This window comes from Mesorhizobium sp. CA13 (assembly GCF_020165235.1).
Classification (GTDB): domain Bacteria; phylum Pseudomonadota; class Alphaproteobacteria; order Rhizobiales; family Rhizobiaceae; genus Mesorhizobium.
In genome coordinates, this window is the sequence record NZ_JAIUHS010000003.1 from 111675 (window position 1) to 134688 (window position 23014).

20 protein-coding genes are annotated in these 23014 nt (G+C 64.0%); 16 read left to right on the top strand and 4 right to left on the bottom strand.

Annotated features, from left to right (window positions below):
* Nucleotides 1-263 precede the first annotated feature (263 nt).
* From ehuB (LB566_RS09450) to LB566_RS09470, 5 genes are read left to right on the top strand one after another with little or no spacing between them, the layout of a single operon-like run.
* Nucleotides 264-1133 (top strand): ectoine/hydroxyectoine ABC transporter substrate-binding protein EhuB, encoded by an 870-nt coding sequence (ehuB, locus tag LB566_RS09450; RefSeq protein ID WP_140499283.1) that lies wholly within the window; start codon nucleotides 264-266, stop codon nucleotides 1131-1133.
* Nucleotides 1134-1190: 57 nt separating this feature from the next.
* Nucleotides 1191-1919: an ectoine/hydroxyectoine ABC transporter permease subunit EhuC gene (ehuC, locus tag LB566_RS09455; RefSeq protein WP_224624209.1), complete on the top strand. Its 729-nt coding sequence runs from the start codon at nucleotides 1191-1193 to the stop codon at nucleotides 1917-1919.
* Entirely contained in the window at nucleotides 1916-2575 is a 660-nt protein-coding gene (gene ehuD / locus LB566_RS09460) for an ectoine/hydroxyectoine ABC transporter permease subunit EhuD (RefSeq protein WP_140499281.1), read from the top strand. The genes ehuC (LB566_RS09455) and ehuD (LB566_RS09460) overlap by 4 nt, the downstream gene beginning before the upstream one ends.
* Nucleotides 2572-3351, top strand: a complete 780-nt coding sequence (gene ehuA / locus LB566_RS09465; RefSeq protein ID WP_140499280.1) for an ectoine/hydroxyectoine ABC transporter ATP-binding protein EhuA — start codon at nucleotides 2572-2574, stop codon at nucleotides 3349-3351. Before ehuD (LB566_RS09460) ends, ehuA (LB566_RS09465) begins: the two co-directional genes overlap by 4 nt.
* The gene (locus tag LB566_RS09470) at nucleotides 3348-4073 is read left to right on the top strand and encodes a GntR family transcriptional regulator (protein WP_140499279.1); all 726 of its coding nucleotides are present in this window, start codon (nucleotides 3348-3350) and stop codon (nucleotides 4071-4073) included. The genes ehuA (LB566_RS09465) and LB566_RS09470 overlap by 4 nt, the downstream gene beginning before the upstream one ends.
* Before the next feature lie 67 nt (nucleotides 4074-4140).
* Here the strand turns inward: LB566_RS09470 and LB566_RS09475 are convergent, their stop codons facing one another.
* The 4 genes from LB566_RS09475 to LB566_RS09490 form a co-directional block, all read right to left on the bottom strand.
* Nucleotides 4141-5247 carry an alcohol dehydrogenase family protein gene (locus LB566_RS09475; RefSeq protein ID WP_263498077.1) on the bottom strand — a complete coding sequence of 369 codons (1107 nt, stop codon included), beginning with the start codon at nucleotides 5245-5247 and terminating at the stop codon, nucleotides 4141-4143.
* Between the two features lie 114 nt (nucleotides 5248-5361).
* Complete coding sequence (locus tag LB566_RS09480; protein ID WP_224624211.1) at nucleotides 5362-6741, bottom strand: aspartate aminotransferase family protein; 1380 nt, start codon at nucleotides 6739-6741, stop codon at nucleotides 5362-5364.
* Nucleotides 6742-6773: 32 nt separating this feature from the next.
* Nucleotides 6774-8267 (bottom strand): NAD-dependent succinate-semialdehyde dehydrogenase, encoded by a 1494-nt coding sequence (locus LB566_RS09485; RefSeq protein WP_224624473.1) that lies wholly within the window; start codon nucleotides 8265-8267, stop codon nucleotides 6774-6776.
* A 176-nt stretch (nucleotides 8268-8443) separates the two neighbouring features.
* A complete protein-coding gene (locus tag LB566_RS09490; protein ID WP_140552067.1) occupies nucleotides 8444-8935 on the bottom strand; it encodes an Lrp/AsnC family transcriptional regulator in 492 nt (163 codons plus the stop codon).
* A gap of 83 nt (nucleotides 8936-9018) precedes the next feature.
* Between LB566_RS09490 and LB566_RS09495 the strand changes: the two genes are divergently transcribed.
* From LB566_RS09495 to LB566_RS09545, 11 genes are all read left to right on the top strand, one after another.
* Entirely contained in the window at nucleotides 9019-10404 is a 1386-nt protein-coding gene (locus LB566_RS09495; protein WP_224624212.1) for a PLP-dependent aminotransferase family protein, read from the top strand.
* 222 nt (nucleotides 10405-10626) lie between these two features.
* Complete coding sequence (ehuA, locus tag LB566_RS09500; RefSeq protein ID WP_263498078.1) at nucleotides 10627-11418, top strand: ectoine/hydroxyectoine ABC transporter ATP-binding protein EhuA; 792 nt, start codon at nucleotides 10627-10629, stop codon at nucleotides 11416-11418.
* 93 nt (nucleotides 11419-11511) lie between these two features.
* Nucleotides 11512-12363: an ectoine/hydroxyectoine ABC transporter substrate-binding protein EhuB gene (ehuB, locus tag LB566_RS09505; RefSeq protein WP_224624213.1), complete on the top strand. Its 852-nt coding sequence runs from the start codon at nucleotides 11512-11514 to the stop codon at nucleotides 12361-12363.
* Nucleotides 12364-12571: 208 nt separating this feature from the next.
* Nucleotides 12572-13231 carry an ectoine/hydroxyectoine ABC transporter permease subunit EhuC gene (gene ehuC, locus LB566_RS09510; RefSeq protein ID WP_140552065.1) on the top strand — a complete coding sequence of 220 codons (660 nt, stop codon included), beginning with the start codon at nucleotides 12572-12574 and terminating at the stop codon, nucleotides 13229-13231.
* 16 nt (nucleotides 13232-13247) lie between these two features.
* On the top strand, nucleotides 13248-13907 hold the full coding sequence (gene ehuD, locus LB566_RS09515) for an ectoine/hydroxyectoine ABC transporter permease subunit EhuD (protein ID WP_224624214.1): 660 nt from the start codon (nucleotides 13248-13250) through the stop codon (nucleotides 13905-13907).
* Between the two features lie 5 nt (nucleotides 13908-13912).
* Entirely contained in the window at nucleotides 13913-14689 is a 777-nt protein-coding gene (gene eutA, locus LB566_RS09520) for an ectoine utilization protein EutA (protein ID WP_140552063.1), read from the top strand.
* A gap of 28 nt (nucleotides 14690-14717) precedes the next feature.
* On the top strand, nucleotides 14718-15704 hold the full coding sequence (gene eutB, locus LB566_RS09525; RefSeq protein WP_224624215.1) for a hydroxyectoine utilization dehydratase EutB: 987 nt from the start codon (nucleotides 14718-14720) through the stop codon (nucleotides 15702-15704).
* Nucleotides 15704-16696: an ectoine utilization protein EutC gene (eutC, locus tag LB566_RS09530; RefSeq protein WP_140552061.1), complete on the top strand. Its 993-nt coding sequence runs from the start codon at nucleotides 15704-15706 to the stop codon at nucleotides 16694-16696. Before eutB ends, eutC begins: the two co-directional genes overlap by 1 nt.
* 138 nt (nucleotides 16697-16834) lie before the next feature.
* Nucleotides 16835-18013, top strand: a complete 1179-nt coding sequence (gene doeA, locus LB566_RS09535) for an ectoine hydrolase DoeA (protein WP_224624216.1) — start codon at nucleotides 16835-16837, stop codon at nucleotides 18011-18013.
* Nucleotides 18014-18018: 5 nt separating this feature from the next.
* Nucleotides 18019-19020 (top strand): N(2)-acetyl-L-2,4-diaminobutanoate deacetylase DoeB, encoded by a 1002-nt coding sequence (gene doeB / locus LB566_RS09540; RefSeq protein WP_224624217.1) that lies wholly within the window; start codon nucleotides 18019-18021, stop codon nucleotides 19018-19020.
* A gap of 263 nt (nucleotides 19021-19283) precedes the next feature.
* The gene (locus LB566_RS09545; RefSeq protein ID WP_224624218.1) at nucleotides 19284-22955 is read left to right on the top strand and encodes a hydantoinase B/oxoprolinase family protein; all 3672 of its coding nucleotides are present in this window, start codon (nucleotides 19284-19286) and stop codon (nucleotides 22953-22955) included.
* Nucleotides 22956-23014: the final 59 nt, after the last annotated feature.

Sequence of the window (23014 nt, forward strand, 5' to 3'; positions counted from 1 at the left end):
GAACCCGCCCGACACGTCCAAAGCCGTTTTCCTTCCTGTCTCATCCAAATACGGTTCGTATCTGCATCGAGAAAGTACACCTTAATTGTGCACAACTTGCGCATCGCCAAGCCGCCAAATCGAGCTCTACGGCGATTTTTCGAGATTCGTACAGTGCGTCTTGCGATATGTCCAGATGAGTTGTATACCTCTTAGTGTGCTTGACACGATGGTGGAGAAACGTCGTTGGAGCCGGAAATTATCGAAGAAGAAAAGGGGAATGCATGTTCACGTCACAGATATCCCGCCGCGCGCTCGTGAAGGCCGCCGCCTGTCTTGCGCTTGCCGCGACCGCATTCACGTCACTGCCGGCCCATGCCGAAACGACGCTCGAACGCGCCAAGAAGGACGGCTATATCCGCGTCGGCTTCGCCAATGAGGCGCCGTTCGGTTTCGCCACGCCTGACGGCAAATTGACCGGCGAAGCGCCGGAAGTCGCCAAGGCGGTGCTCGCCAAGATGGGCATTGCGCAGGTCGACGGCGTGCTGACCGAATTCGGCTCGCTCATTCCGGGTCTCAAGGCCGGCCGCTTCGACATCATCGCCGCCGGCATGTTCATCAATCCCAAGCGCTGCGCCGAGATCAATTTTTCCGAACCGTCCTATGGCATCGGCCAGGCCATGCTGGTCGCGAAGGGCAATCCGAAAGGCGTGAAGGACTATTCGAGCATCAAGGACAATCCCGATCTCAAGCTCGCCGTGATGGCGGGCGCCGTCGAGGGGGGATATGCGAAGGACGCCGGCGTTGCCCAAGGACAAGTCGTTTCCTTGCCCGACCAATCCAGCCTGGTCGCGGCCGTCCAGTCTGGCCGTGCCGATGCTGCCGCGCTAACCGCGCTCTCGATCGCCGATATGGCCAAGAAGGCCGATGGCGTCGAATCGACCAAGCCCTTCGGTGAAGTTGCCGGCAAGTCGGTGAAGGGGCATGGCGGCTTCGGCTTCCGCAAGGAGGACACCGACCTGCAGGAAGCGTTCAATGCCGAACTGAAGAAGTTTCTCGGTACGCCGGAGCATATCGCGCTGGTCGAGCCGCTCGGCTTCGGCAAGGACTATCTGCCGAACAAGACGACTGCGGAGCTCTGCAAGGGCGAATAAATTCCCAACTGCTGGGCGGCGTGAAAGCGCCGCCCTCTTTTTTCCTCGGAGAAGCAGATGGGTATCCGTACGCTCGTTGCCATGCTGGTCGTTTCGCTGGCCTTGATCGCGGCGCTGGCGACGCAGGAGACATACAGGCTGTTCCTACCGGGACTATTGCAGGGCGCCGTCCTGACGATCGAGATCGCTGTCCTCGGCAGCCTGCTGGCGGTCGTCATGGGCGTGCTCGCCGCGCTTGCGCGCATGTATGGTCCGGCGCCGCTCAGATGGCTGGCGACTGTCTATGTCGAAGTCTTTCGCGGCACCTCGGCGCTCGTGCAATTGTTCTGGCTGTTTTTCGTGCTGCCGCAATTCGGCGTCACGCTCGACGCGTTTCCCGTCGCGGTGCTGGCGCTTGGCCTGAATGTTGGCGCTTACGGATCCGAATGCGTGCGCGGCGCCATCCAGTCGGTCGCGCGCGGCCAATGGGAGGCGGGAACGGCGCTCAACATGAGCCGCGCGCAAATGCTGCGCCGGATCATCCTGCCGCAGGCCTTCATCGCCATGATCCCGCCCTGGGGCAATCTTTTCATCGAGCTTTTGAAATCGACGGCGCTGGTTTCGCTGATCACGCTCTCCGATCTTGCCTTCAAGGCGCAGCAGATGAACCAGAACACCTTCAAGACCATTCCCATCTTCACGCTGGTGCTGCTGATGTATCTCGCCATGTCACTGGTTGTTTCCATCGGCATGCGGCTTCTCGAAAGGCGGGCCTCGCTCGGCCTGGCGCGGGGGAGGGCGGCATGATCTGGGATTGGAGTTTTGCCGCGGAGATCCTCCCGGTGCTGGCACGCGCCGCCGTCGTCTCGATCGAGGCGACGCTGCTCGGCTTCGTCATCGCGGCTTTGCTCGGCCTGGTCCTCGCGGTAATCCGTATCGCAGTGCCCTGGACCGGCTGGACGATCTCGGTGCTCGTCGAACTGATCCGCTCGACGCCTCTGCTCATCCAGATCTTCTTTCTCTATTTCGTCTTTCCGAAATTCGGCGTCGTGCTCGACGCATTCACGGCCGGTGTTCTGGCCATCGGCATCCACTACGCCGCCTATTGCTCGGAAGTCTACCGCGCGGGCTTCGACAACATCCATCGCGGCCAGTGGGAAGCCTCGATCGCGCTCAACCTCTCCTCCTGGACGACCTTTCGCGACATCATCATCCCGCAGGCGATACCGCCGATCGTGCCGGCGCTCGGCAACTATCTCGTCGCGCTGTTCAAGGAGACGCCGCTGCTGTCGGCCATCGCCGTGCTAGAACTCATGCAGACGGCCAAGATCATTGGCTCCGAAACCTTCCGCTACACCGAACCGATCACGCTGGTCGGCCTGTTCTTCCTGGCCATGAGCCTGGTTTCGGCCGCGCTCATCCGTGCCCTCGAACGCCTGCTCAACCGGAGGACCGCGCGATGACCGAACAACCGATGGTCCGTTTCGACAATGTCTCGAAGCGTTACGGCGCGCTCACCGTGCTCGACGGGCTGAACCTCGAAATCGCGCGCGGCGAGAAGGTTTCCGTCATCGGACCGTCCGGCTCCGGCAAGACCACGGTCCTGCGCATGCTGATGACGCTGGAGACGATCAACGACGGCGTCATCTGGGTGGAAGGCGAGCCACTGACGCATATGAAGCAAGGCGGAAAGCTGGTGCCCGCCAATCTCGCCCATATCCGCCGCATCCGGGCGAAGATCGGCATGGTGTTCCAGTCCTTCAACCTGTTTCCACACATGACGGCGATGGCCAATTGCATCGAGGCGCCGATGACCGTGCTTGGCATGAAGCGGGCCGATGCCGAGGCACGGGCGGCCGAGCTTCTCGACATGGTCGGGCTGTCGCAAAAGAAGGATCACTACCCTTCCCAGCTTTCCGGCGGCCAGCAACAGCGCGTCGCCATTGCCAGGGCGCTGGCGATGCGGCCCAAGATAATGCTGTTCGACGAGGTGACGTCCGCGCTCGATCCGGAACTTGTCGGCGAAGTGCTGCAAGTGATAAGGCAAATCGGCCGCGAGCATGATTTGACGATGCTCATGGTCACCCACCAGATGGGCTTCGCCAAGGAATTTTCCGATCGCGTCTGCTTCTTCTATCAGGGCAAAATTTGCGAGCAGGGGCCGCCAGCAGAGCTTTTCGGCGCACCCAAGAATGAGCGGACGCGGCAGTTCCTGCACGCTGTCCTGGAGGCTGGATGACGCTTGATACGGATGCCTCGGCCAAGACCGTGCCGCCTTCGCGTCCGCTCTCGGCGCGGGAACGGTTCGAACGCATCTACCTGATCCTGCGCGACCGTATCTGCCTGCTCGACTACCCGCCGGGAAGCCGGCTCTCCGAGGAAGAACTCGCCCAGGAATTCGAGATCAGCCGCACACCGGTCCGACGCGTGCTGGCGCGGCTCGAGGCCGAAGGCCTTGTGCAATCGGTCCACGGCGTCGGCACCATCGTCACGGACGTCGACATCGAGGAGTTGCAACAGGTCTATCATCTGCGACTGGAACTCGCGCTGCTGGTCGGCAAGCTTTCGCCAATTCCCCGAACGGCGGTCGACCTCGATCGCATTCGAGCGCTCATCGCGCGCTGCGATTCCGACATGCTCAACCCGGATCAGCGTGCCTTCCTGCAGTTGAATATGGACTTCTTCACTGAACTGTCCGGCATGACCGGCAACCAGCCTCTGCGCGAAATAAGCGAAAGGCTGTATTTTCAGGTGGCGCGCGTAGTCCTCAAGATGATGCCGCAGCTCGGCCTGGTGGAGGAGTTCACGGCCTTCCGGCGCGAAATGGAGGAAGTGTTGGCCGCCGCGGAAATCGGGGATTGGGAATCGATCGGGCACATCAGGCGAGCCCATATCTCGATGAGCTTTCGGCGCATGGTGCGCCATGCCGGCCGACATGATGAATTTGACGGCAAGACCTGACGGTCGTCCTTTGTCACGGTGACGTAGCTTGCATGCCGGCGGCGAGAAGCGCTGCTGCTCCCTCCTTTTATTCGGGGTGCCGCCGTTCAGCCACGGCATCAGGCACCACCACCAGCTTGCCGACGAAATCCTTGGCGATGAAATCGGCTTGGGCGTGGTGGAAATCGGAAAGCCTGTAGACGCCGCCGACCAGAGGCCGGATCTTGCCTTCCTCGATATAGCGCACGATACGGCGGAAATCCGCACGTGTGCCCTGGCTCGAGCCGTGGAGCTGGAGCTGCTTGAGATACATGGTCCTGAGATCGAGCTGGACGACCGGGCCAGCTATCGCGCCGGCGGTGGTGTAGCGGCCCTCGGGCCTCAGGATGCGCAACAAGTCATTGAAGATCGCGCCGCCGACAAGGTCGGCCACGACGTCGATGGGCTGGCCGCCGGTCGCCTTGGCCACGGCGTGCGGCAGGTCGGCCACGCCACGGGTGATGACGGCCTCGGCGCCGATGTCGAGCACCGCCTGCTCCTTGCCCTTGCCGACGACGGCATAGGGAATGGCTCCGCGCGCCCGCGCCAATTGCACGATGCCGGAGCCGACGCCGCCCGAGGCGCCGGTGACCAGCACGCGTTCGCCGGCCTTGAGCCCTGCACGTTCCAGCATCTGCTCGCCGGTGAGATAGGCGCAGCAGAAGGTGGCGAGTTCGACGTCGCTCAAGTCGGTGTCGACGACATGGGCGTTCTCGGCCGGCACAGCCTGGTATTCGGCATAACCGCCGTCGCGGCCGTGGCCCATATAGTCGATGTCGGCGAGCGAATCGTCGTCGCGATTGTAGATCGAGAAATCGACCATCACTCGCTCGCCGATGCGATCAGGCGAGACCCCTGCGCCAACGGCAGCGACGGTTCCCACCGTGTCGGTGCCCTGGATGCGGGGGAAGGTCAGCGTGTTGCCCTGACGCCGCCATGTCGACACGGCCCCTGCGTCCTCCTCCGTGCCATAGGCGCCCTGGCGAACCCAGACGTCGGTGTTGTTCATGCCGCAGGCGCTGACCTTGACCAGCACTTCGCCGGCGGCGGGCACAGGCACTTTCACATCAGTGCGGTAGACAAGCTTTTCCGGGCCGCCGTGGCCGGTAAGCTGCACGGCCGCCATGGTGGCGGGGAGGGGGGGATGAGAGGTCATCGCGTTCACTTCCGAATACTTGGTAGGTTGGCGCTGCCTCTCACCTTTACCCTCTCTCCGTGAACGGCGAGGAGGAGCCGCAGGCGCATGAGGGGCAGCGCCGATCATCGACAATTAGAGACTGGCGAACACGCTCCTTACGGCATCGGCGGTCTTGGCCACCACGGTGTCAGCCTCCTCGCGCGTCAGGCAGAGCGGCGGCGCGAAGCCCAAAATGTCGCCCTGCGGCATGGCGCGGCCGATGACCCCGCTTGCGGCGAGGGCCGTGGCGATCTGCGGTCCGATCTTCTGCGCCGGATCGAAGAACACACGGTCGTCCTTGTCGGCGACGAACTCGACCGCCGCCAGCATTCCGTCGCCGCGCACCTCGCCGACGTTTTTGTGGCCGCCGACGGCCTTGGCCAACTCGGCGCGGAAATAGGCGCCGGTCTCGCCGGCATTCCTCACCAGATCCATCTCATCGATCAGTTCGAGGTTGGCCACACCCGCGGCGACGCAGATCGGATGCGCCGAATAGGTCCAGCCGTGCCCGAGCGAGCCGAGCTTGTCGGAGCCCTGCACCAGCACCTGCCACATCTTGTCGGCGACGATGACACCCGACAGCGGCGCGTAGGCGGAAGTCAGGCCCTTGGCGATGGTGATCAGGTCCGGCTTGATGCCGTAATGGTCGGAGCCGAACATGGTGCCCAACCGGCCGAAGCCCGTCACCACTTCGTCGGCGACCAGCAGCACGTCGTATTTCTTCAGCACCGCCTGGATTTTCTCCCAGTAGCCGGCGGGCGGCGGCACGATGCCGCCGGTGCCGAGAATCGGCTCGCCGATGAAGGCGGCGACGGTCTCGGGCCCTTCGGCCAGGATCATCTCCTCCAGCTTGTCGGCGCAATGCTGCGAGAACTGCTCCTCGCTCATCGAGCGGTCGGCACGGCGGAAATAATAGGGCGCCTCTGTGTGCAGGATCGGCGCGCGCGGCAGGTCGAAGGCATTGTGGAAAAGATCGAGCCCGGTCAGCGACCCTGTCATGACGCCGGAGCCGTGATAGCCGCGCCAGCGCGAGATGATCTTCTTCTTCTCCGGGCGACCAAGCACGTTGTTGTAATACCAGATCAGCTTGATGTTGGTTTCGTTGGCATCCGAACCGGAGAGGCCGAAATAGACCCTCGACATGCCCTTCGGCGCACGGTCGATGATCATTTTCGAGAGCGTGATCGAGGCTTCGGTGCCGTGGCCGACATAGGCGTGATAATAGGCGAGGTTCTTGGCCTGTGCGGCGATGGCGTCGGCGATCTTCTGGCGGCCGTAGCCGACATTGACGCAATAGAGGCCGGCGAAGGCATCGATGCTTTTCCTGCCATTGCTGTCCCAGACGGTGACGCCTTCACCACCCGCCATGATGCGCGTCGGCGATTCACCGCGCGCGTGCGTACCCATATGGGTCGAGGGGTGGAAGAAGTGATCACGGTCCCAGGCGGCGAGTTCGTTGGACTGGTCGAGCATTTTTTGACTCCTTGAGGGATGGCCGGACGAAGCTATGCGACATCCAGGCAGAGATACTTCAGATCGGTGAAAGCTTCGAGCCCGTGACGCGAACCCTCGCGGCCGATGCCGGACTGCTTGACGCCGCCGAACGGGATCGGCGCACCGGTGATCTTGACGCGGTTGATGGCGACCATGCCGTAGTCCAGCGTACGGCCCATGCGCTGCTGTCGGGCGCCGTTCTCGGTCACGACATAGGCGACCAGGCCATATTCGGTGGCGTTGGCGCGCGCGGTCACCTCGTCCTCGCTGTCGAATGGTGTCACGGCTGCCACCGGACCAAACGTTTCTTCGCGCATGATCAGTGCCTCGTCAGATACGTCGGCCAGCAGCGTCGGCTGGTAGAACAACGGGCCGGCCTGGTGCCTTCTGCCGCCGACGAGGCAGCGGGCGCCATGGGCGAGCGCGTCGGCGACCTGCTCCTCGACCTTCTTGACGGCGCGCTCATGCATTAGCGGGCCGATGTCGCTTTCGTCGGCAAGGCCATTGCCGGTCCGCATCGCCTCGATGCGCTTGGCGAAGGCGGCACAGAAACGGTCGTAGATGGGCCGCTGGACATAGATGCGGTTGGCCGCGAGGCAGTCCTGGCCGGACGTGGCGAATTTGGCGTCGACGGCGATGCGCACAGCCTTGTCGAGGTCGGCGTCGGCAAAGACGATCAGCGGCGCGTGGCCACCAAGTTCCATAACCAGCCGCTTCATCGTCGGCGCGCTCTGGGCCGCGATCAGCCTGCCGATCTCGGTCGAACCGGTGAAGCTCATGGCGCGCACGCGAGGGTCCTCGCACATTCGCCCGACAATGATCGACGCCTTGCCTGTGACGACGTTGAAGACGCCGGCGGGCAGGCCGGCGCGCTCGCCGAGTTCGGCCAGCGCCAGCGCCGAGAGCGGCGTTTCCGAAGAGGGGTGAGCGACGATGGTGCAACCGGCGGCAAGGGCCGCAGCCGCCTTGCGGGTCAGCATGGCGGACGGGAAGTTCCACGGCGTCACGACGCCGACGACGCCGAGCGGCTCGCGCCGCACCGTCATTTCCGCGTTCGCCAGATGGCTGGTTACGCTTTCGGCATTGAGGCGCTTTGCTTCCTCGGCATACCATTCGACGAAGGAAGCGGCATAATCGATCTCGCCGAGCGATTCCTTCAAGGGCTTGCCCTGTTCCAGCGTCATCAGCAGAGCGAGATCGTCTTTCGCGGCGATGATGAGGTCGAACCATTTGCGCAGGATTTTCGAGCGCTCCTGCGGCAACAACGCCCGCCAGGCAGGGAAAGCGCGCGCCGCCGCGTCGATCGCACTTGCCGTCTGGCGGCCATCGAGCGCGGCGACGAAGGCCACCGTGGCGCCGGTCGCGGGATCGGTGACCTCGAAGCTCTCCGCCGCCTCGCTTGCCGTCCAGTGCCCGTCGATATAGGCAAGCTCGCGCAGCAGCCGGCGGTCGGCGAGGCGGTCGAGCGCTTCATGGCGGTGCGAACGGGCAAAATGCGCTGACATCATCGATTGCTCCCGATTGGGGTGATGCCGCAAGACTAGGGCGTCGGCGCGAAGGATGAGGCTGTTTAGGTGCAGCTATATAGAGAGATTCTCTCTATTCGGCTGGAGAGCAGGACGATCTGTCTAGCCGCAGGGGTGGGGCGGGTGCTTTCGCGCATTCTCCGAGCGTTTCGTTCTCAGGCCTGCACCGGCAAAAGATCGGCAAGCGGCAGTACGGTCTCGTCCTTCACCGTCTTGATGACGATATAGGTGAAGTAGCGGTCGATGCCGATTTCGCGGTCGAGCAAGGCATCGACCAGCCGCTGATAGGTATCGATATCGCGCGCCATCACCTTCAGAACATAGTCGACGCCGCCGCCCACCGACCAGCAGGCCACAATCTCGGGTATGTCGCGGATGACGCGCTCAAAGCGGTCGAAATCGGCCTGGCGGTGGCTGGCCAAAGTCACCTCCATCAGCACGGTGGCGACGGGTGCGACAACGCGCATGGCAATCGAGGCATGATAGCCGGAGACGATACCGGCCTTTTCGAGCTTGCGCAGCCGCATCCAGCACGGTGTCGGCGACAGGCCGACCTTGTCGGCCAGCGCCAGCTTGGTGATGCGCCCGTCACGCTGGATGGCGTCGAGGATTCTGAGGTCGATCGGGTCGAGTTTCGCGGCGGCCATCTGTATCCACTTTTTGGTCCGCTGTACCATGACGGCGCATTATTTCGATTGTCAATTGCACTGATTTCGATCTCTAATAAGTCATGACATTGTGGCAACCCGATCCCGCGCTCATCCGGCGGCCGGCCTACCAGTCGCTGGCCGACCAGTTCGCGCGCGCCATTCATGACGGGCGGCTCGCCAACGGCGCGCGGCTGCCGACGCATCGCCGGCTGGCCGACGAGTTGAAACTATCGGTGCAGACGGTCAGTCGCGCTTATGAGGAATTGATTCGCCGCGGCCTGATCTCGGGCGAGATCGGCCGCGGCAGCTTCGTCCAGACGCAGCGGCGCGAGCCGGAACCGCCCTATCTGCCGGAGCGGCTAGGCGAAGTGATCGATCTTTCGATCCTGAAGCCGGTCTGCGAGCCGATGCATCTGGAGCGGCTGAAGCAGGCTCTGGGCTGGCTGGCCGACAACCTGCCGTCGAGCTCGGCGCTGTCGTTCCGGCCCAACATGGTGTTTCCCCGCCACCGCGCCGTGGCGGTCGAGTGGCTGAAACTGTGCGGCCTTGATGCCTCGCCCCAGAATATCAGCCTGACCAATGGCGCTACCGCCGGCATGACGGTGGCGCTGATGAGCGTGGCCCCGCCCGGCTCGACCGTCGCTACCGAGGCGATCGGCCACCATACGCTGGTGCCGCTCGCCCGCTATCTCGGCTTCAACCTCGAAGGCCTGCCGATAGACGGCAATGGTCTGATCCCGGAAGCGCTGGACGAGGCCTGCCGGATCTCCGACATCCGCGCCGTGTTCGTGCAGCCTTCGGTGATCAACCCGACGGCGACGCTGATGGATGCGGTGCGGCGCGAGCAGATTGCGGCGGTTGCCCGCAGGCACGACATAGCCATCATCGAGAACGATGTGCTGGGGCCGCTGGTCGAGGACCGGCCGCCGCCGGTCGCCGCCTTCGCGCCTGAGCGCACGCTCTACGTCACGTCTTTCACGAAGATCGTGGTACCGGGCCTGCGCATCGGTTATCTTGCCGCGCCCGACCGCTATGCCGCCGCGGTCGCCAACCGCCATCTGGTTTCCAACTGGATGGCGACGCCGCTGGTGGCGGAGATCGCCACCAAATGGGTGACCGACGGCACCGCGATGGAACTCGTGCGCTGGCAGCGCACAGCATTGCGGCGACGCCAGGACATCGTCGCCGAGGTGCTGGCCGGCGTCGACTATCGCACCCGGCGCGACGGACTGCATGTCTGGTTGCAGTTGCCGGCCGACCGTGCCGAGGAGAGCTTCGTCGCCCAGGCGCGCCTGCAAGGCGTGGCGATCGCGCCCGGCGCCTCCTTCCGTATCTCGCAAGCGCCTTGGCAACCGGCGGTGCGCATCTCGCTGGGCTCAACCACCGAAGGGGAACTGCGCGCCGGCCTCGGCGTTGTCACCAAGCTGCTGCTTGGCGACCCCGAGCATCTGCTGCTCGCAATCTAGCGAGATGTGCCGCTATCCAGACGATTGGCCGACCCGCCAAAGGCGTCCCCGTGCCGTCATTTCGGCTCGACTTGATCTCGATCCCGGCACATTGCTAGGCGCTGAATGCCCAAGAATTGTGCGGGATCAGAATAATTGTCATGATATTATTTTCCCGATTGACATGATTTGGCGGGTTCCGCATCGTTAAGGGCATAGGCTTCTCCAGCACGGGAAATTCGTTTGTCCGCATCCGCGCCTATCATCAAGGTCGATGGCATTTCGAAAAGCTTCGGCACCTTCAAGGTGCTGGATGGCCTGTCCATGCAGGTCATGCCCGGCGAGAAGCTGGCGCTGATCGGCCCGTCCGGCTCGGGCAAGACGACGATCCTGCGCATCCTGATGACGCTGGAGCGGATCGATGGCGGCCACATCCAGATCGATGGCGAGCATCTCTATCACATGGAGCGAAACGGCCAGCTGCTGGCCGCCGACGAGCGGCATCTGGCCAGGATGCGCCAGAAGATCGGGATGGTCTTCCAGCTATTCAATCTGTTCCCGCACAAATGCGTCATGGACAACGTTACCCTGGCGCCGATGCTGACCAAGGGCACGCCGCGCGCCGCCGCCGAGAAGCGGGCGATGGAATTGCTCGACATGGTCGGCATGGCCGACAAGGCCAAGGCCATGCCGGCGCAGCTTTCGGGCGGCCAGAAGCAGCGCGTCGCGATTGCCCGCGCGCTGGCACTGTCGCCCCGGATCATGCTGTTCGACGAGGTCACCTCGGCGCTCGATCCCGAACTGGTCGAGGAGGTGCTTAATGTGATGCGCAAGCTCGCTGCCGAAACCGACATGACGATGCTGCTCGTCACCCATGAAATGGGCTTTGCCCACGACTTCGCCGACCGGGTGCTGTTCTTCGACCGCGGCCGCATCGTCGAGGAGGGCAAACCCGACGAGATTTTCCGCCATCCCAAACAGGAGCGCACGCAAGGTTTCCTGAAGAAGATCATCGCGGCCGGACATCGCGTCTGACCGCCATGCCCGAGGCGGCGATACCGTCCGCAAGGGCGGCATTGCCGTCCTGAGATCACTGCAACCAAGAACACAAACATGGAGTTGGGAACAATGAAAAAACTTGGCATTCTGGCCGGCGTCGCCGGTCTTGCGCTGACCGCGGTGCTCGCCGCCTCGAACATCGGATCGGCCGACGACAGCAAGCTCGAGCAGTTGAAGGCGCAAGGCTTCGCCCGCCTCGCCATCGCCAACGAGCCACCCTACACGGCGGTCGCTGCCGACGGCAAGGTTTCGGGCGCCGCGCCCGACGTGGCGCGGGAAATCTTCAAGCGGCTGGGCGTCGCCGACGTCGTCGCCTCGATCTCGGAATATGGCGCCATGATCCCCGGCCTGCAGGCCGGCCGCTTCGACGTCGTCACTGCGGGCCTGTTCATGAAGCCGGAACGTTGTGCGGCGGTTGCCTATTCCGAGCCGGTGCTGTGCGACGCCGAGGCGATGCTGGTGAAGAAGGGCAATCCGAAAGGCTTCAAGAGCTACGAGGATGTCGCCAAGGACACCTCCGCCACCATCGGCGCGCCCGGCGGCGGCACCGAGGAGAAGCTCGCGCTCAACGCCGGCGTGCCGCGTGACCGCGTCATCGTCGTGCCCGACGGCCAGAGCGGGCTGAAGATGGTGCAGGACGGCCGCATCGACGCCTATTCGCTCCCCGTCCTGTCGATCAACGATCTGATGAAGAAGGCCAATGACCCGAGCCTCGAAGTCATAGCACCCGTGCAGGGCGCGCCCGTCTATTGCGACGGCGCCGCCTTCAAGAAGGGCGACGAAGCACTGCGCGACGCCTTCGATGTCGAGCTCGCCAAGATGAAGAAGTCGGGCGAGTTCGCCAAGATCATCGAGCCCTACGGCTTCTCGGCTGCGGCGGCGATGTCGACGACGCGCGATAAGCTCTGCGCCGCGAAATAAGGCCTTTTCCCTTCCCCCCGTCCACGGGGGAAGGGAGCCCGAAGGGCCGGATGAGGGGCAGCGCGCGTTTTCGCGAGCTGGGAGCCGCGCCTCATCCGCCTGCCCGTCCTTCGCGGCAGCTGTGCTGCGGCTAGGGAGGGTGAACCTGCATCTTCTCCTCGTGAGAGAGGAGAAGATGCTAGAACCAAACGTTGGAAGCCTCTGATAAATGACCCAATGGTCCGGCTATCTCGGCCTGATATTGCAGGGAGCGCTTGTCACCATCGAGCTGACGCTGATGGGGTCGGTGCTGGCCCTCGTCATGGCCTTCCTGGCCGGCATGGGGCGGCTGTCGCGCTTCTTCGCGCTGCGGGCGCTCGCCACCGCCTATATCGAATTCTTCCGCGGCACATCGATTTTCGTTCAGCTGTTCTGGGCCTATTTCGTGTTGCCCCTGGCCGGCGTCGAACTCACTCCGCTGCAAGCCGGCGTGCTGGCGCTGGGCCTCAATGTCGGCGCCTATGCGGCGGAAGTGGTGCGCGGCGCCATCCAGTCGGTCGGCGCCGAGCAATATGAAGCCTGCACGGCGCTCAATCTCGGCCGCTGGCAAGGCATGCGCCATGTCATCCTGCCCCAGGCGCTTCTGGTGATGCTGCCGACCTTCGGCAACAACGCCATCGAACTGCTCAAGGCGACATCCGTCGTCTCGCTGATTTCACTCGCCGATCTCACCTTCCAGGCGCAGGTGGTGCGTTCGCAGACCGGCAGCACGCTGATGCCGTTCACCACCATCCTGGTGATCTATTTCGTGCTCGCGCTCGTCATTTCCTGGGGTGTGCGGTCGCTGGAGCGCCGCATGGCGCGCGGCCTCGACGGAGTGCGCGTCTGATGGATTGGGCCCTGTAATGGATTGGGACTGGGATTTCGTCCGGCAGATCCTGCCGACGCTGATCGAGGGGGTGAAGATCACCATCCTGGCGACGGTGCTCGGCTCGGTGCTGGCGGCAATCGTCGGGCTGGGCATCGCACTGGCCCGTCGCTCGCCGAACAAGATGATGTCGCGGACGATCGGCTGGGCGGCCGAATTCATCCGCGGCACGCCGCTGCTGGTGCAGCTCTACTTCATCTTCTACGTGCTGCCCGATTTCGGCATCCTGCTGCCGCCGCTGGTGGCCGGCGTCATCGGGCTTGGGCTGCACTACGGCACCTATACGGCGGAGGTCTATCGCGCCGGCATCGAGAACGTGCCGCGCGGCCAGTGGGAGGCGGCCAAAGCCTGCAATCTCAGCGCTCGCCAGACCTGGACCCACATCGTCATACCGCAGGCGATCCCGCCGATGATCCCGGCGCTGGCCAATTATTTCATCGCCATGTTCAAGGAGACGCCGCTGCTGTCGGCGATCACCGTGCTGGAACTGATGAACCAGGCCAAGAGCGTCGCCAACACCTATTACCGCTATGTCGAGCCGATGACGCTGGTCGGCGCCTTCTTCCTTATCATCAGCCTTTTCTCGGTTATGCTGCTGCGCTGGCTGGAACATCGCTACGGCAAGATCGAAAGGTAGTTCCCATGAAGCCGCTTCCCGAAATCAGGCTGATGCCGACAAGGCCCGCACTCGAGGCGCGCCCGTTGGAAAAGCGCGTCGGCCTGATCATCCTGGCCACCGACCACACCAGCGAGCCGGACTTCCGCCGCATGGTGGCGAGTGAGAGGATCGGCATCTATGTCGCCCGCATCCCCTATAAGAATCCGACCACACCGCAGAATCTGCGCAAGATGCAGCCCGAACTGACGGCAGGCGCGGCGCTGATCCTGCCGGACGAACCGCTCGATGCCATCTGCTACTCCTGCACGTCGGCCTCCGTGGTGATCGGCGACGCCGAGATCGAGGCGGCGATCCAGGCGGCCAAGCCTGGCGTGCCCGTGGTCACGCCGCCGATGGCGGGCGTGCGCGGACTGAGGGCTCTGGGCGCGAAGAGGATCAGCATTCTCACCCCCTACACCGTCGAGACCAGCCGGCCGATGGCGGCCTATTTCGCCGAACGCGGCTTCGAGATCGCCAGCTTCACCTGTCTCGGCTTCGAGGACGACCGCGAGATGGCGCGCATTGCGCCGGCGGCTCTCGTCGAGCTGGCGCGCGAGGCGACTGACCCGCAGGCCGAGGCGCTGTTCGTGTCCTGCACGGCGCTGCGCTCGGCGCTGGCGGTCGCCGCGATGGAACAGGCTATCGGCCGTCCGGTCGTCACCAGCAACCAGGCGAGCGCGTGGAATTGCCTGCGACTGTGTGGCGATGATGTGCCGCGTCCGGAGTTCGGACGGCTGACGACCTTGCCGCTTGGACAGTAAGGTTATGTCCTGCATGCACGAGCGACCCATGACGCACGCCGTCGGCCTTTCAGACATCCGCGCCGCGCGCCAACGCATCACCGGCAAGGTCGAGCCGACACCGGTCGTGCCGTCCGAGAGCCTGTCGGAGCGGCTCGGCTTTCCCGTTCACCTTAAGCTGGAACACCGCCAGACCACGGGCAGCTTTAAGCTGCGTGGCGCCTCGAACGCCATTGCTTCGCTCAATGCCGAGCGGCGGGCACGCGGTGTCGTCGCGGCCTCGACCGGCAATCACGGCCGCGCACTCGCCCATGCCGCCAGGCTCGAAGGCATGCGCGCGGTGATCTGCATGTCGCGGCTGGTGCCGCAGAACAAGCTCGATGCCATCCGCCGCCTCGGCGCGGAAATCCGCATTGTCGGCGACAGCCAGGACGACGCGCAACAGGAGGTCGAGCGGCTGGTGGCGCAAGAGGGTCTGGTGATGCTGCCACCCTTCGACCATCCCGACATCATCGCCGGGCAGGGCACGCTCGGGCTGGAGATCATGGAGCAGGTTCCTGACGCCGCTCTGGTGCTGGTGCAGCTCTCCGGCGGCGGGTTGGCCTCCGGGATTGCCGCGGCGGTCAAGGGCGTCAGGCCGAGCACAAAGGTCGTCGGCATCTCGATGGCGCGCGGTGCGGCGATGAAAGCCAGCCTCGATGCGGGGCGCCCGTTGCAAGTGGAGGAACTGCCGACGCTGGCGGATTCGCTCGGCGGCGGCATTGGCCTCGACAACCGGCTGACCTTTTCCATGTGCCGAGACCTGCTCGACGACGTCGTGCTGCTTTCCGAAGAAGAGATCGCCGCCGGTATCCGCCATGCCTATGAACAGGAGCGCGAGATCGTCGAGGGCGCCGGCGCGGTCGGTATCGCGGCGCTCGTCGCCGGCAAGGTGAAGCCAAACGGACCGGTGGTCGTTCTGCTTTCCGGTCGCAATATCGATATGAGCCTGCACAGAAAGATCGTTTGCGGCGAAGTCGTTGCGGAGCGCGCCTGATGAGCCGGATGACCATCCTTACCGAGAAACAACTGCGCGAAATCGTAGCTCTCGATCTCGACGCCGTCGCCTGTGTCGAGAACGCCTTCCGGGCGCTCGCTACCCTGCCGGTGGCGATGCCGCCGATCCTGCGGCTCGACATCCCTGAGCATCGCGGCGAGGTCGACGTGAAGACCGCCTATGTGCCCGGCATCGACGGCTTCGCCATCAAGATCAGCCCCGGCTTCTTCGACAATCCCAAGCTCGGCCTGCCCAGCGTCAACGGCATGATGGTGCTGCTGTCGGCAAAAACCGGTCTCGTCGAGGCGTTGCTGCTCGACAATGGCTACCTGACCGACGTCCGCACCGCCGCAGCCGGGGCAGTCGCGGCAAAACATCTGTCGCGGCCGGATTCGTCCGTTGCCGCGATCTTCGGCGCCGGCGTGCAGGCCGGATTGCAGCTCGAGGCGCTGCGCCTGGTGCGACCGATCGAAGAAGCTCGCATCTGGGCGCGCGACACGGCCAAGGCGCAAGCCGCGGCCAGCGCCTTGAGCGAAAGACTGGGCATCGTGGTGCACGCAGAAACGGATGCGGCCAAGGCGGTCGCCGGCGCCGACATCATCGTCACCACCACGCCCTCGACCGAACCATTGATCAAGGCCGGCTTCGTCTCGGCGGGCCAGCACATCACCGCCATGGGCTCGGATGCCGAGCACAAGAACGAGATCGCGCCGGCAATCCTGCGCATGGCCGATCTCTATGTCGCCGACAGCGCAAGGCAGGCGCGCCGGCTCGGCGAATTGCACCATGCCATCTCCGCCGGCGTGATGGCGGCGGAGGCGGAGGTGACCGAACTCGGCCAGATCATCGCCGGCGAACGGCATGGCCGGCGCGCGGCGGACGACATCACCATCGCCGACCTGACCGGCACCGGCGTGCAGGACACGGCGATCGCCACGCTCGCCCGTGACCGGGCCCGGACTGCGAAAGCCGGAACCATTTTTGAAAGTTGACGCTGGCCGCAAGAGCATGATGCGGAAAAGTGGGAACCGGTTTTCCGAGGAGATCATGCTCAAACAAAAAATTACCTGGAGCCAGATTCAACGGAAGTCGAAGCGGGTTCCAGGGCCTAACAAACGAGGACCAACAAAATGCAACCGAACTTGAAATTCTCGCGAAGCGAATATGCGGATCGCCTCGCCAAGACGCGGAAAGCCATGGCCGTGAAAGGCGTCGATCTGCTTATTGTCAGCGACCCCTCCAACATGGCCTGGCTCACCGGCTATGACGGCTGGTCCTTTTATGTGCATCAGGCGGTCATCGTGCCGCCGTCGGGCGAGCCGGTCTGGTATGGCCGCGGCCAGGACGCCAACGGCGCCAAGCGCACCGCCTATCTCGCGCATGACAACATCGTCGGCTATGCCGATCACTATGTGCAGTCGACCGAACGCCATCCGATGGATTTCCTGTCGAGCGTGCTTGCCGATCGCGGCTGGGGCAAGCTGACCGTCGGCGTCGAGATGGACAATTACTGGTTCTCGGCCGCCGCCTTCGCCTCTTTGCAGAAGCACCTGCCCAATGCCCGTTTCGTCGACGCCACCGCGCTGGTCAACTGGCAGCGCGCGGTGAAGAGCCCGACCGAGATCGACTATATGCGCAAGGCCGCCCGCATCGTCGAGGCGATGCACCAGCGCATCGTCGACAAGATAGAGGTCGGCATGCGCAAATGCGATCTCGTCGCCGAGATCTATGATGCCGGCACGCGCGGCGTCGACGGCATTGGCGGCGACTATCCAGCGATCGTGCCGCTGCTGCCGTCGGGCGCCGACGCCTCGGCGCCGCACCTGACCTGGGACGACAAGCCGATGAAGTCGGGCGAGGGCACGTTCTTCGAAATCGCCGGGTGCTACAACAGGTATCATTGCCCGCTGTCGCGAACAGTGTTCCTCGGCAAGCCGACACAGGAATTCCTCGATGCGGAGAAGGCGACGCTCGAAGGCATGGACGCGGGGCTCGCGGCAGCCAAGCCCGGCAACACGTGCGAAGACATCGCCAACGCCTTCTTCGCGGTGTTGAAGAAATATGGCATCGTCAAGGACAACCGCACCGGCTACCCGATCGGCCTTTCCTATCCGCCGGACTGGGGCGAACGCACGATGAGCCTGCGCCCCGGCGACCGCACCGAGCTGAAGCCCGGCATGACCTTCCATTTCATGACCGGCCTGTGGCTGGAGACGATGGGGCTGGAAATCACCGAATCCATCCTGATCACCGAGACGGGCGTCGAGTGCCTGGCCAATGTGCCGCGCAAGCTGGTGGTGAAGAATTGAAACCGATGTCCGACCTTCGCCCGTCGCCGGTCTCGCCGTCAGTCGATTTCGATCGCGACGGCGCCCAGCACGGTTTCCTGCGCCTGCCCTACAGCCGCGACGATTCGGCGTGGGGCTCGGTGATGATCCCGATCTGCGTCATCCGCAACGGCAAGGGGCCGACGGCCCTGCTGACCGGCGGCAATCATGGCGACGAATATGAAGGGCCGCTGGCGCTCTATGATCTGGCGCGCACGCTTGATCCCGCCCAGGTCAGCGGCACGGTCATCATCGTGCCGGCGATGAACTATCCCGCCTTCCGCGCCGGCACACGTACCTCGCCGATCGACAAGGGCAACATGAACCGCAGCTTTCCAGGCCGGCCAGACGGTACGGTGACGGAAAAGATCGCCGATTATTTCCAGCGGGAGCTGCTTCCCCGCGCGGATATCGTGTTCGACTTCCATTCCGGCGGCAAGACGCTGGACTTCGTACCGTTCTGCGCCGCCCATACGCTGCCGGACAAAGCCCTGGAACAAAGGGCCTTCGCGGCGGTCGAAGCCTTCGCGGCGCCGTTCTCGATGCGCATGATCGAGATCGATGCCGTCGGCATGTACGATACCGCCGCCGAGGACATGGGCAAGGTGTTCGTCACCACCGAGCTCGGCGGTGGGGGCACGTCCAGAGCCGAGACGGTGCGGATCGCCCGGCGCGGCATGCTCAACGTGCTGCGGCATGCCGGCATCGTCGCTGGTGCGGTCGAGAAGACGCCAACCCGATGGCTCGACATGCCGTCCGGCGATTGCTTTGCCTTCGCCGAGGACGACGGCATGGTCGAGACGATGGTCGATCTCGGCGAGCCCGTCGAGAAGGGCGCGGTGCTGGCGCGCATCCATTCCACTGGCCGAACCGGCATCGCCCCCCAGGAGATCCGAGCAAAAATGTCGGGCATGTTGGCCGCGCGACATTTCCCCGGCCTGGTCAAGGCCGGCGACTGCGTCTCGGTGGTTGCCGCACTGGTCGATTGACGGAAGGCCCGGCCTGCACGGCAGGCAGGTTCGGGCCTGCCGTGCATTCTTCCACCCTGGATCCAGATAGCGGCCGGCGAGCCAGCCCGGCTGCGCTCACGGCTCCGGCCGGCGCGCCGCGGAGGCGCGTGCCTTGCCATTGCCTCAGACATCCAAAGCCACCCTCGTCGAAGAGGCAATGGCGCGACGACTTGTTCCGGCGCGAACTCGGGTATCAAAGAGTATGACTTTGCTGCCATACTCGCGATAAAGAGGGTGTCGGAATGCGACAAAAATGGGATTTCTGGATCGACCGCGGCGGCACGTTCACCGATGTCATCGGCCGTGATCCCGAGGGCGGCCTGCATCCGCGCAAGCTTCTGTCCGAAAATCCCGAGGCCTATGCCGACGCCGCCATCCAGGGCATTCGCGACCTTCTCGGCCTGCGCCCCGGCGAGCCTATCCCCGCCGGGCTGATAGGCGACGTGAAGATGGGCACAACGGTCGCCACCAATGCGCTGCTGGAGCGCAAGGGCGACCGCGTGCTTTTGCTCATCACCAAGGGATTTCGCGATGCGTTGAGGATCGCCTATCAGGCGCGTCCCGACATCTTCGCCAAGGAGATCCTCCTCCCCGAACAGCTCTACGAGCGCTTCATCGAGGTCGACGAGCGCGTGCTTGCCGACGGCTGCGTCGAACGGCTGCTCGACATCGCGGCCTGTCGCCCGGCGATCGAACAGGCAAAGGCGGACGGCATCGACGCGGTCGCCATTGTCTTCATGCATGCGTGGAAATATCCCGAGCACGAAAAGGCCGTCGCAAAGGTTTGCCGTAAGCTCGGTTTCGGGCAGGTTTCGGTCAGCCACGAGGTATCGCCGTTGATCAAGCTGGTCGGCCGCGGGGACACCACCGTGGTCGACGCCTATCTGTCGCCGATCCTGTCGAGATATGTGCAAAGGGTAGCGGAGGAGTTGGGCACGGCGCCAATCTCCCCCACCGCCGGCAAGATCGGCCAATCGCCCCGCCTTATGTTCATGATGTCTTCCGGCGGGCTGACCGCCGCGGATCTGTTCCAGGGCAAGGATGCGCTGCTGTCTGGCCCGGCCGGTGGGGTCGTCGGCATGGTCGAGACGGCCAGGCTCGCCGGCTTCGAAAAGGTGATCGGCTTCGACATGGGCGGCACCTCCACCGATGTGGCCCATTATGATGGCGAATATGAGCGCGCCTTCGATACCGAGGTCGCAGGCGTGCGTGTGCGCGCGCCGATGATGCGCATCCACACCGTGGCGGCCGGCGGCGGCTCGGTCCTGCATTACGAGGCAGGCCGCTTTCGCACCGGCCCGGACTCCGCCGGCGCCAATCCAGGCCCCGCCGCCTACAGGCGCGGCGGCCCGCTCGCCGTCACCGACGCCAACGTCATGCTCGGCAAGCTGCAGCCGGATTTTTTCCCTACCATCTTCGGCCCCGGCCAGAACGAGCCGCTCGACGTGGAGACCGTTCGCCAGAAATTCACCGCGCTCGCCGCCGAGATCGGCGACGGCCGCTCGGCTGAAGCGGTCGCCGAAGGCTTCGTCACCATCGCGGTCGAAAACATGGCCAACGCGATCAAGAAGATCTCGGTGCAGCGCGGCTACGACGTCACCGAATATCTGCTGAACTGTTTTGGCGGCGCAGGCGGCCAGCACGCCTGCCTGGTCGCCGACGCTCTCGGCATGGAGGCGGTGCTGATCCATCCGTTTTCCGGCTTGCTGTCGGCCTACGGCATCGGCCTGTCTTCGGTCTTTGCCTCACGCCAGCAGGCCTTGCTTGCACCGCTGGCGGAAGAATCCAGGCCGGCGATCGAAGAGCTGATCACGGCCTTGCGAACCGCCGTCGTCGCGGAACTCGCCGCGCAAGGCATCGCCGAGGACGCGGTTGCGGCCAGGCCGGCGCTGCAGATCCGCTATGACGGCACCGACACCGCACTTCCGGTGCATTTCGAGCATGGCTCGATGCTGCGCGCGAGGGCCGATTTCGAGGCCGCCCACAAGGCGCAATTCGGTTTTGTCTATGAGGACAAGCCGATGATCGTCGAGGCGGTGAGCGTCGAGGGCATGGAGGCAGGCGGCGAGCAGGCTGCCGAAGCCTATGCTCCGGCGGGGCAGCCATCAAAAGCCAGGGCCGAGGAGGCCCGGCGGATCTACACGGAAGGAAAATGGCACGAAGCCGGCGTCTGCCGGCGCGAGGCATTGCGGCCGTTCGATCGGGTCGCCGGCCCCGCACTGATCATCGAGCCCAACCAGACTATCGTCGTGGAGCCGGGCTGGCAGGCCGAGATCACGGCCAGGAACCATGTGCTGATGCGGCGCACCAGCAAGAAACGCCGGCAGGCAGCACTTGGCACCGAGGCCGATCCGGTGATGCTGGAAGTGTTCAACAATTTGTTCATGTCGATCGCCGAGCAGATGGGCGTGACGCTGCAGAACACCGCCTATTCCGTCAACATCAAGGAAAGGCTGGATTTCTCCTGCGCCGTCTTCGACCGGAATGGCGCGCTGGTCGCCAACGCGCCGCATATGCCAGTGCATCTTGGCTCGATGGATCGCTCGGTTGAAACCATCATCCGGCTCAATTCAGGCGACATCCATCCCGGCGATGTCTTTGCGCTCAACGCCCCCTACAATGGCGGCACGCATCTGCCTGATATTACTGTCGTGACGCCGGTGTTCGATGACCCCCAGCAGAAAATCCTCTTCTGGGTAGCCTCGCGCGGGCACCACGCGGATATCGGCGGCACCGCGCCGGGCTCGATGACGCCACTTGCCACCACGGTGGACGAGGAAGGCGTGTTGTTCGACAATTTCCGCATCGTCGATCGCGGAAAGTTCCGCGAGAATGAGCTGCGGGCGCTGCTCACCGATCACCGCTATCCCGCCCGCAATCCGCACCAGAATATCGCCGATCTCAAGGCGCAGCTCGCCGCCAACGAAAAGGGCGTGGCGGAGCTGCGCAAGATGGTGGCGCATTTCGGGCTCGATGTCGTGGAGGCCTATATGGGCCATGTGCAGGACAATGCGGCCGAGAGCGTGCGGCGCGTGATCGAGCGGCTGCCTGATACATCGGCCTATGAATATCCCACCGACACCGGCCAGGTGATCAAGGTGAAGATATCGGTCGACCGGCAAAAGCGCGAGGCGACGGTCGACTTCACCGGCACGTCGCCGGTGATGAAGAACAATTTCAACGCGCCAGAGCCTGTCGCCCGGGCAGCGGTGCTTTATGCCTTCCGCGTCATGGTCGAGGACATGATCCCGATGAATACCGGTTGCCTGAGGCCGATCAACATCATCATCCCCGACGGCTCGATGCTGAAACCCGCTTATCCCGCCGCCGTCGTCGCCGGCAATGTCGAGACCTCGCAGCACGTCACCAACGCGCTGTTCGGCGCCATGGGCGCCATGGCCAATGCGCAAGGCACCATGAACAATTTGACCTTCGGCAACAGCAAGTACCAGTATTACGAAACGATCTGTTCCGGTTCGCCCGCCGGCCAGATGAATTCCGGCCGCGGCTTTCCCGGCACTTCGGGCGTTCACACCCATATGACCAATTCGCGCCTCACCGACCCGGAAATACTGGAGTTGCGCTTCCCAGTGATGCTGGAGGATTTCCACATCCGCGAGGGCTCCGGCGGCAAGGGCAGGTGGAATGCCGGCGACGGCACGAAGCGCACCATCCGCTTCCTGGAGAAAATGGAATGCGCCATCCTCTCCTCGCATCGCAACCGTCCGCCGCAAGGGCTGGCCGGTGGTGGCGATGGCGAGGCCGGCTCGACCAAGGTGCGCCGCAAGGACGGCACGGTCGAGATGCTGAAAGCCTGCGACCAGACGGTGCTTCAGGCCGGCGACGCCGTCATCGTGACGACGCCGACGCCCGGGGCGTTCGGGGGGCCGGAGCCAGGGCCGTCCAACGTTTGATAGAATCGCGCAACCGCTCTATCCGTTTTTCGAATCGCATTTCCCTTGCCTTTCACACC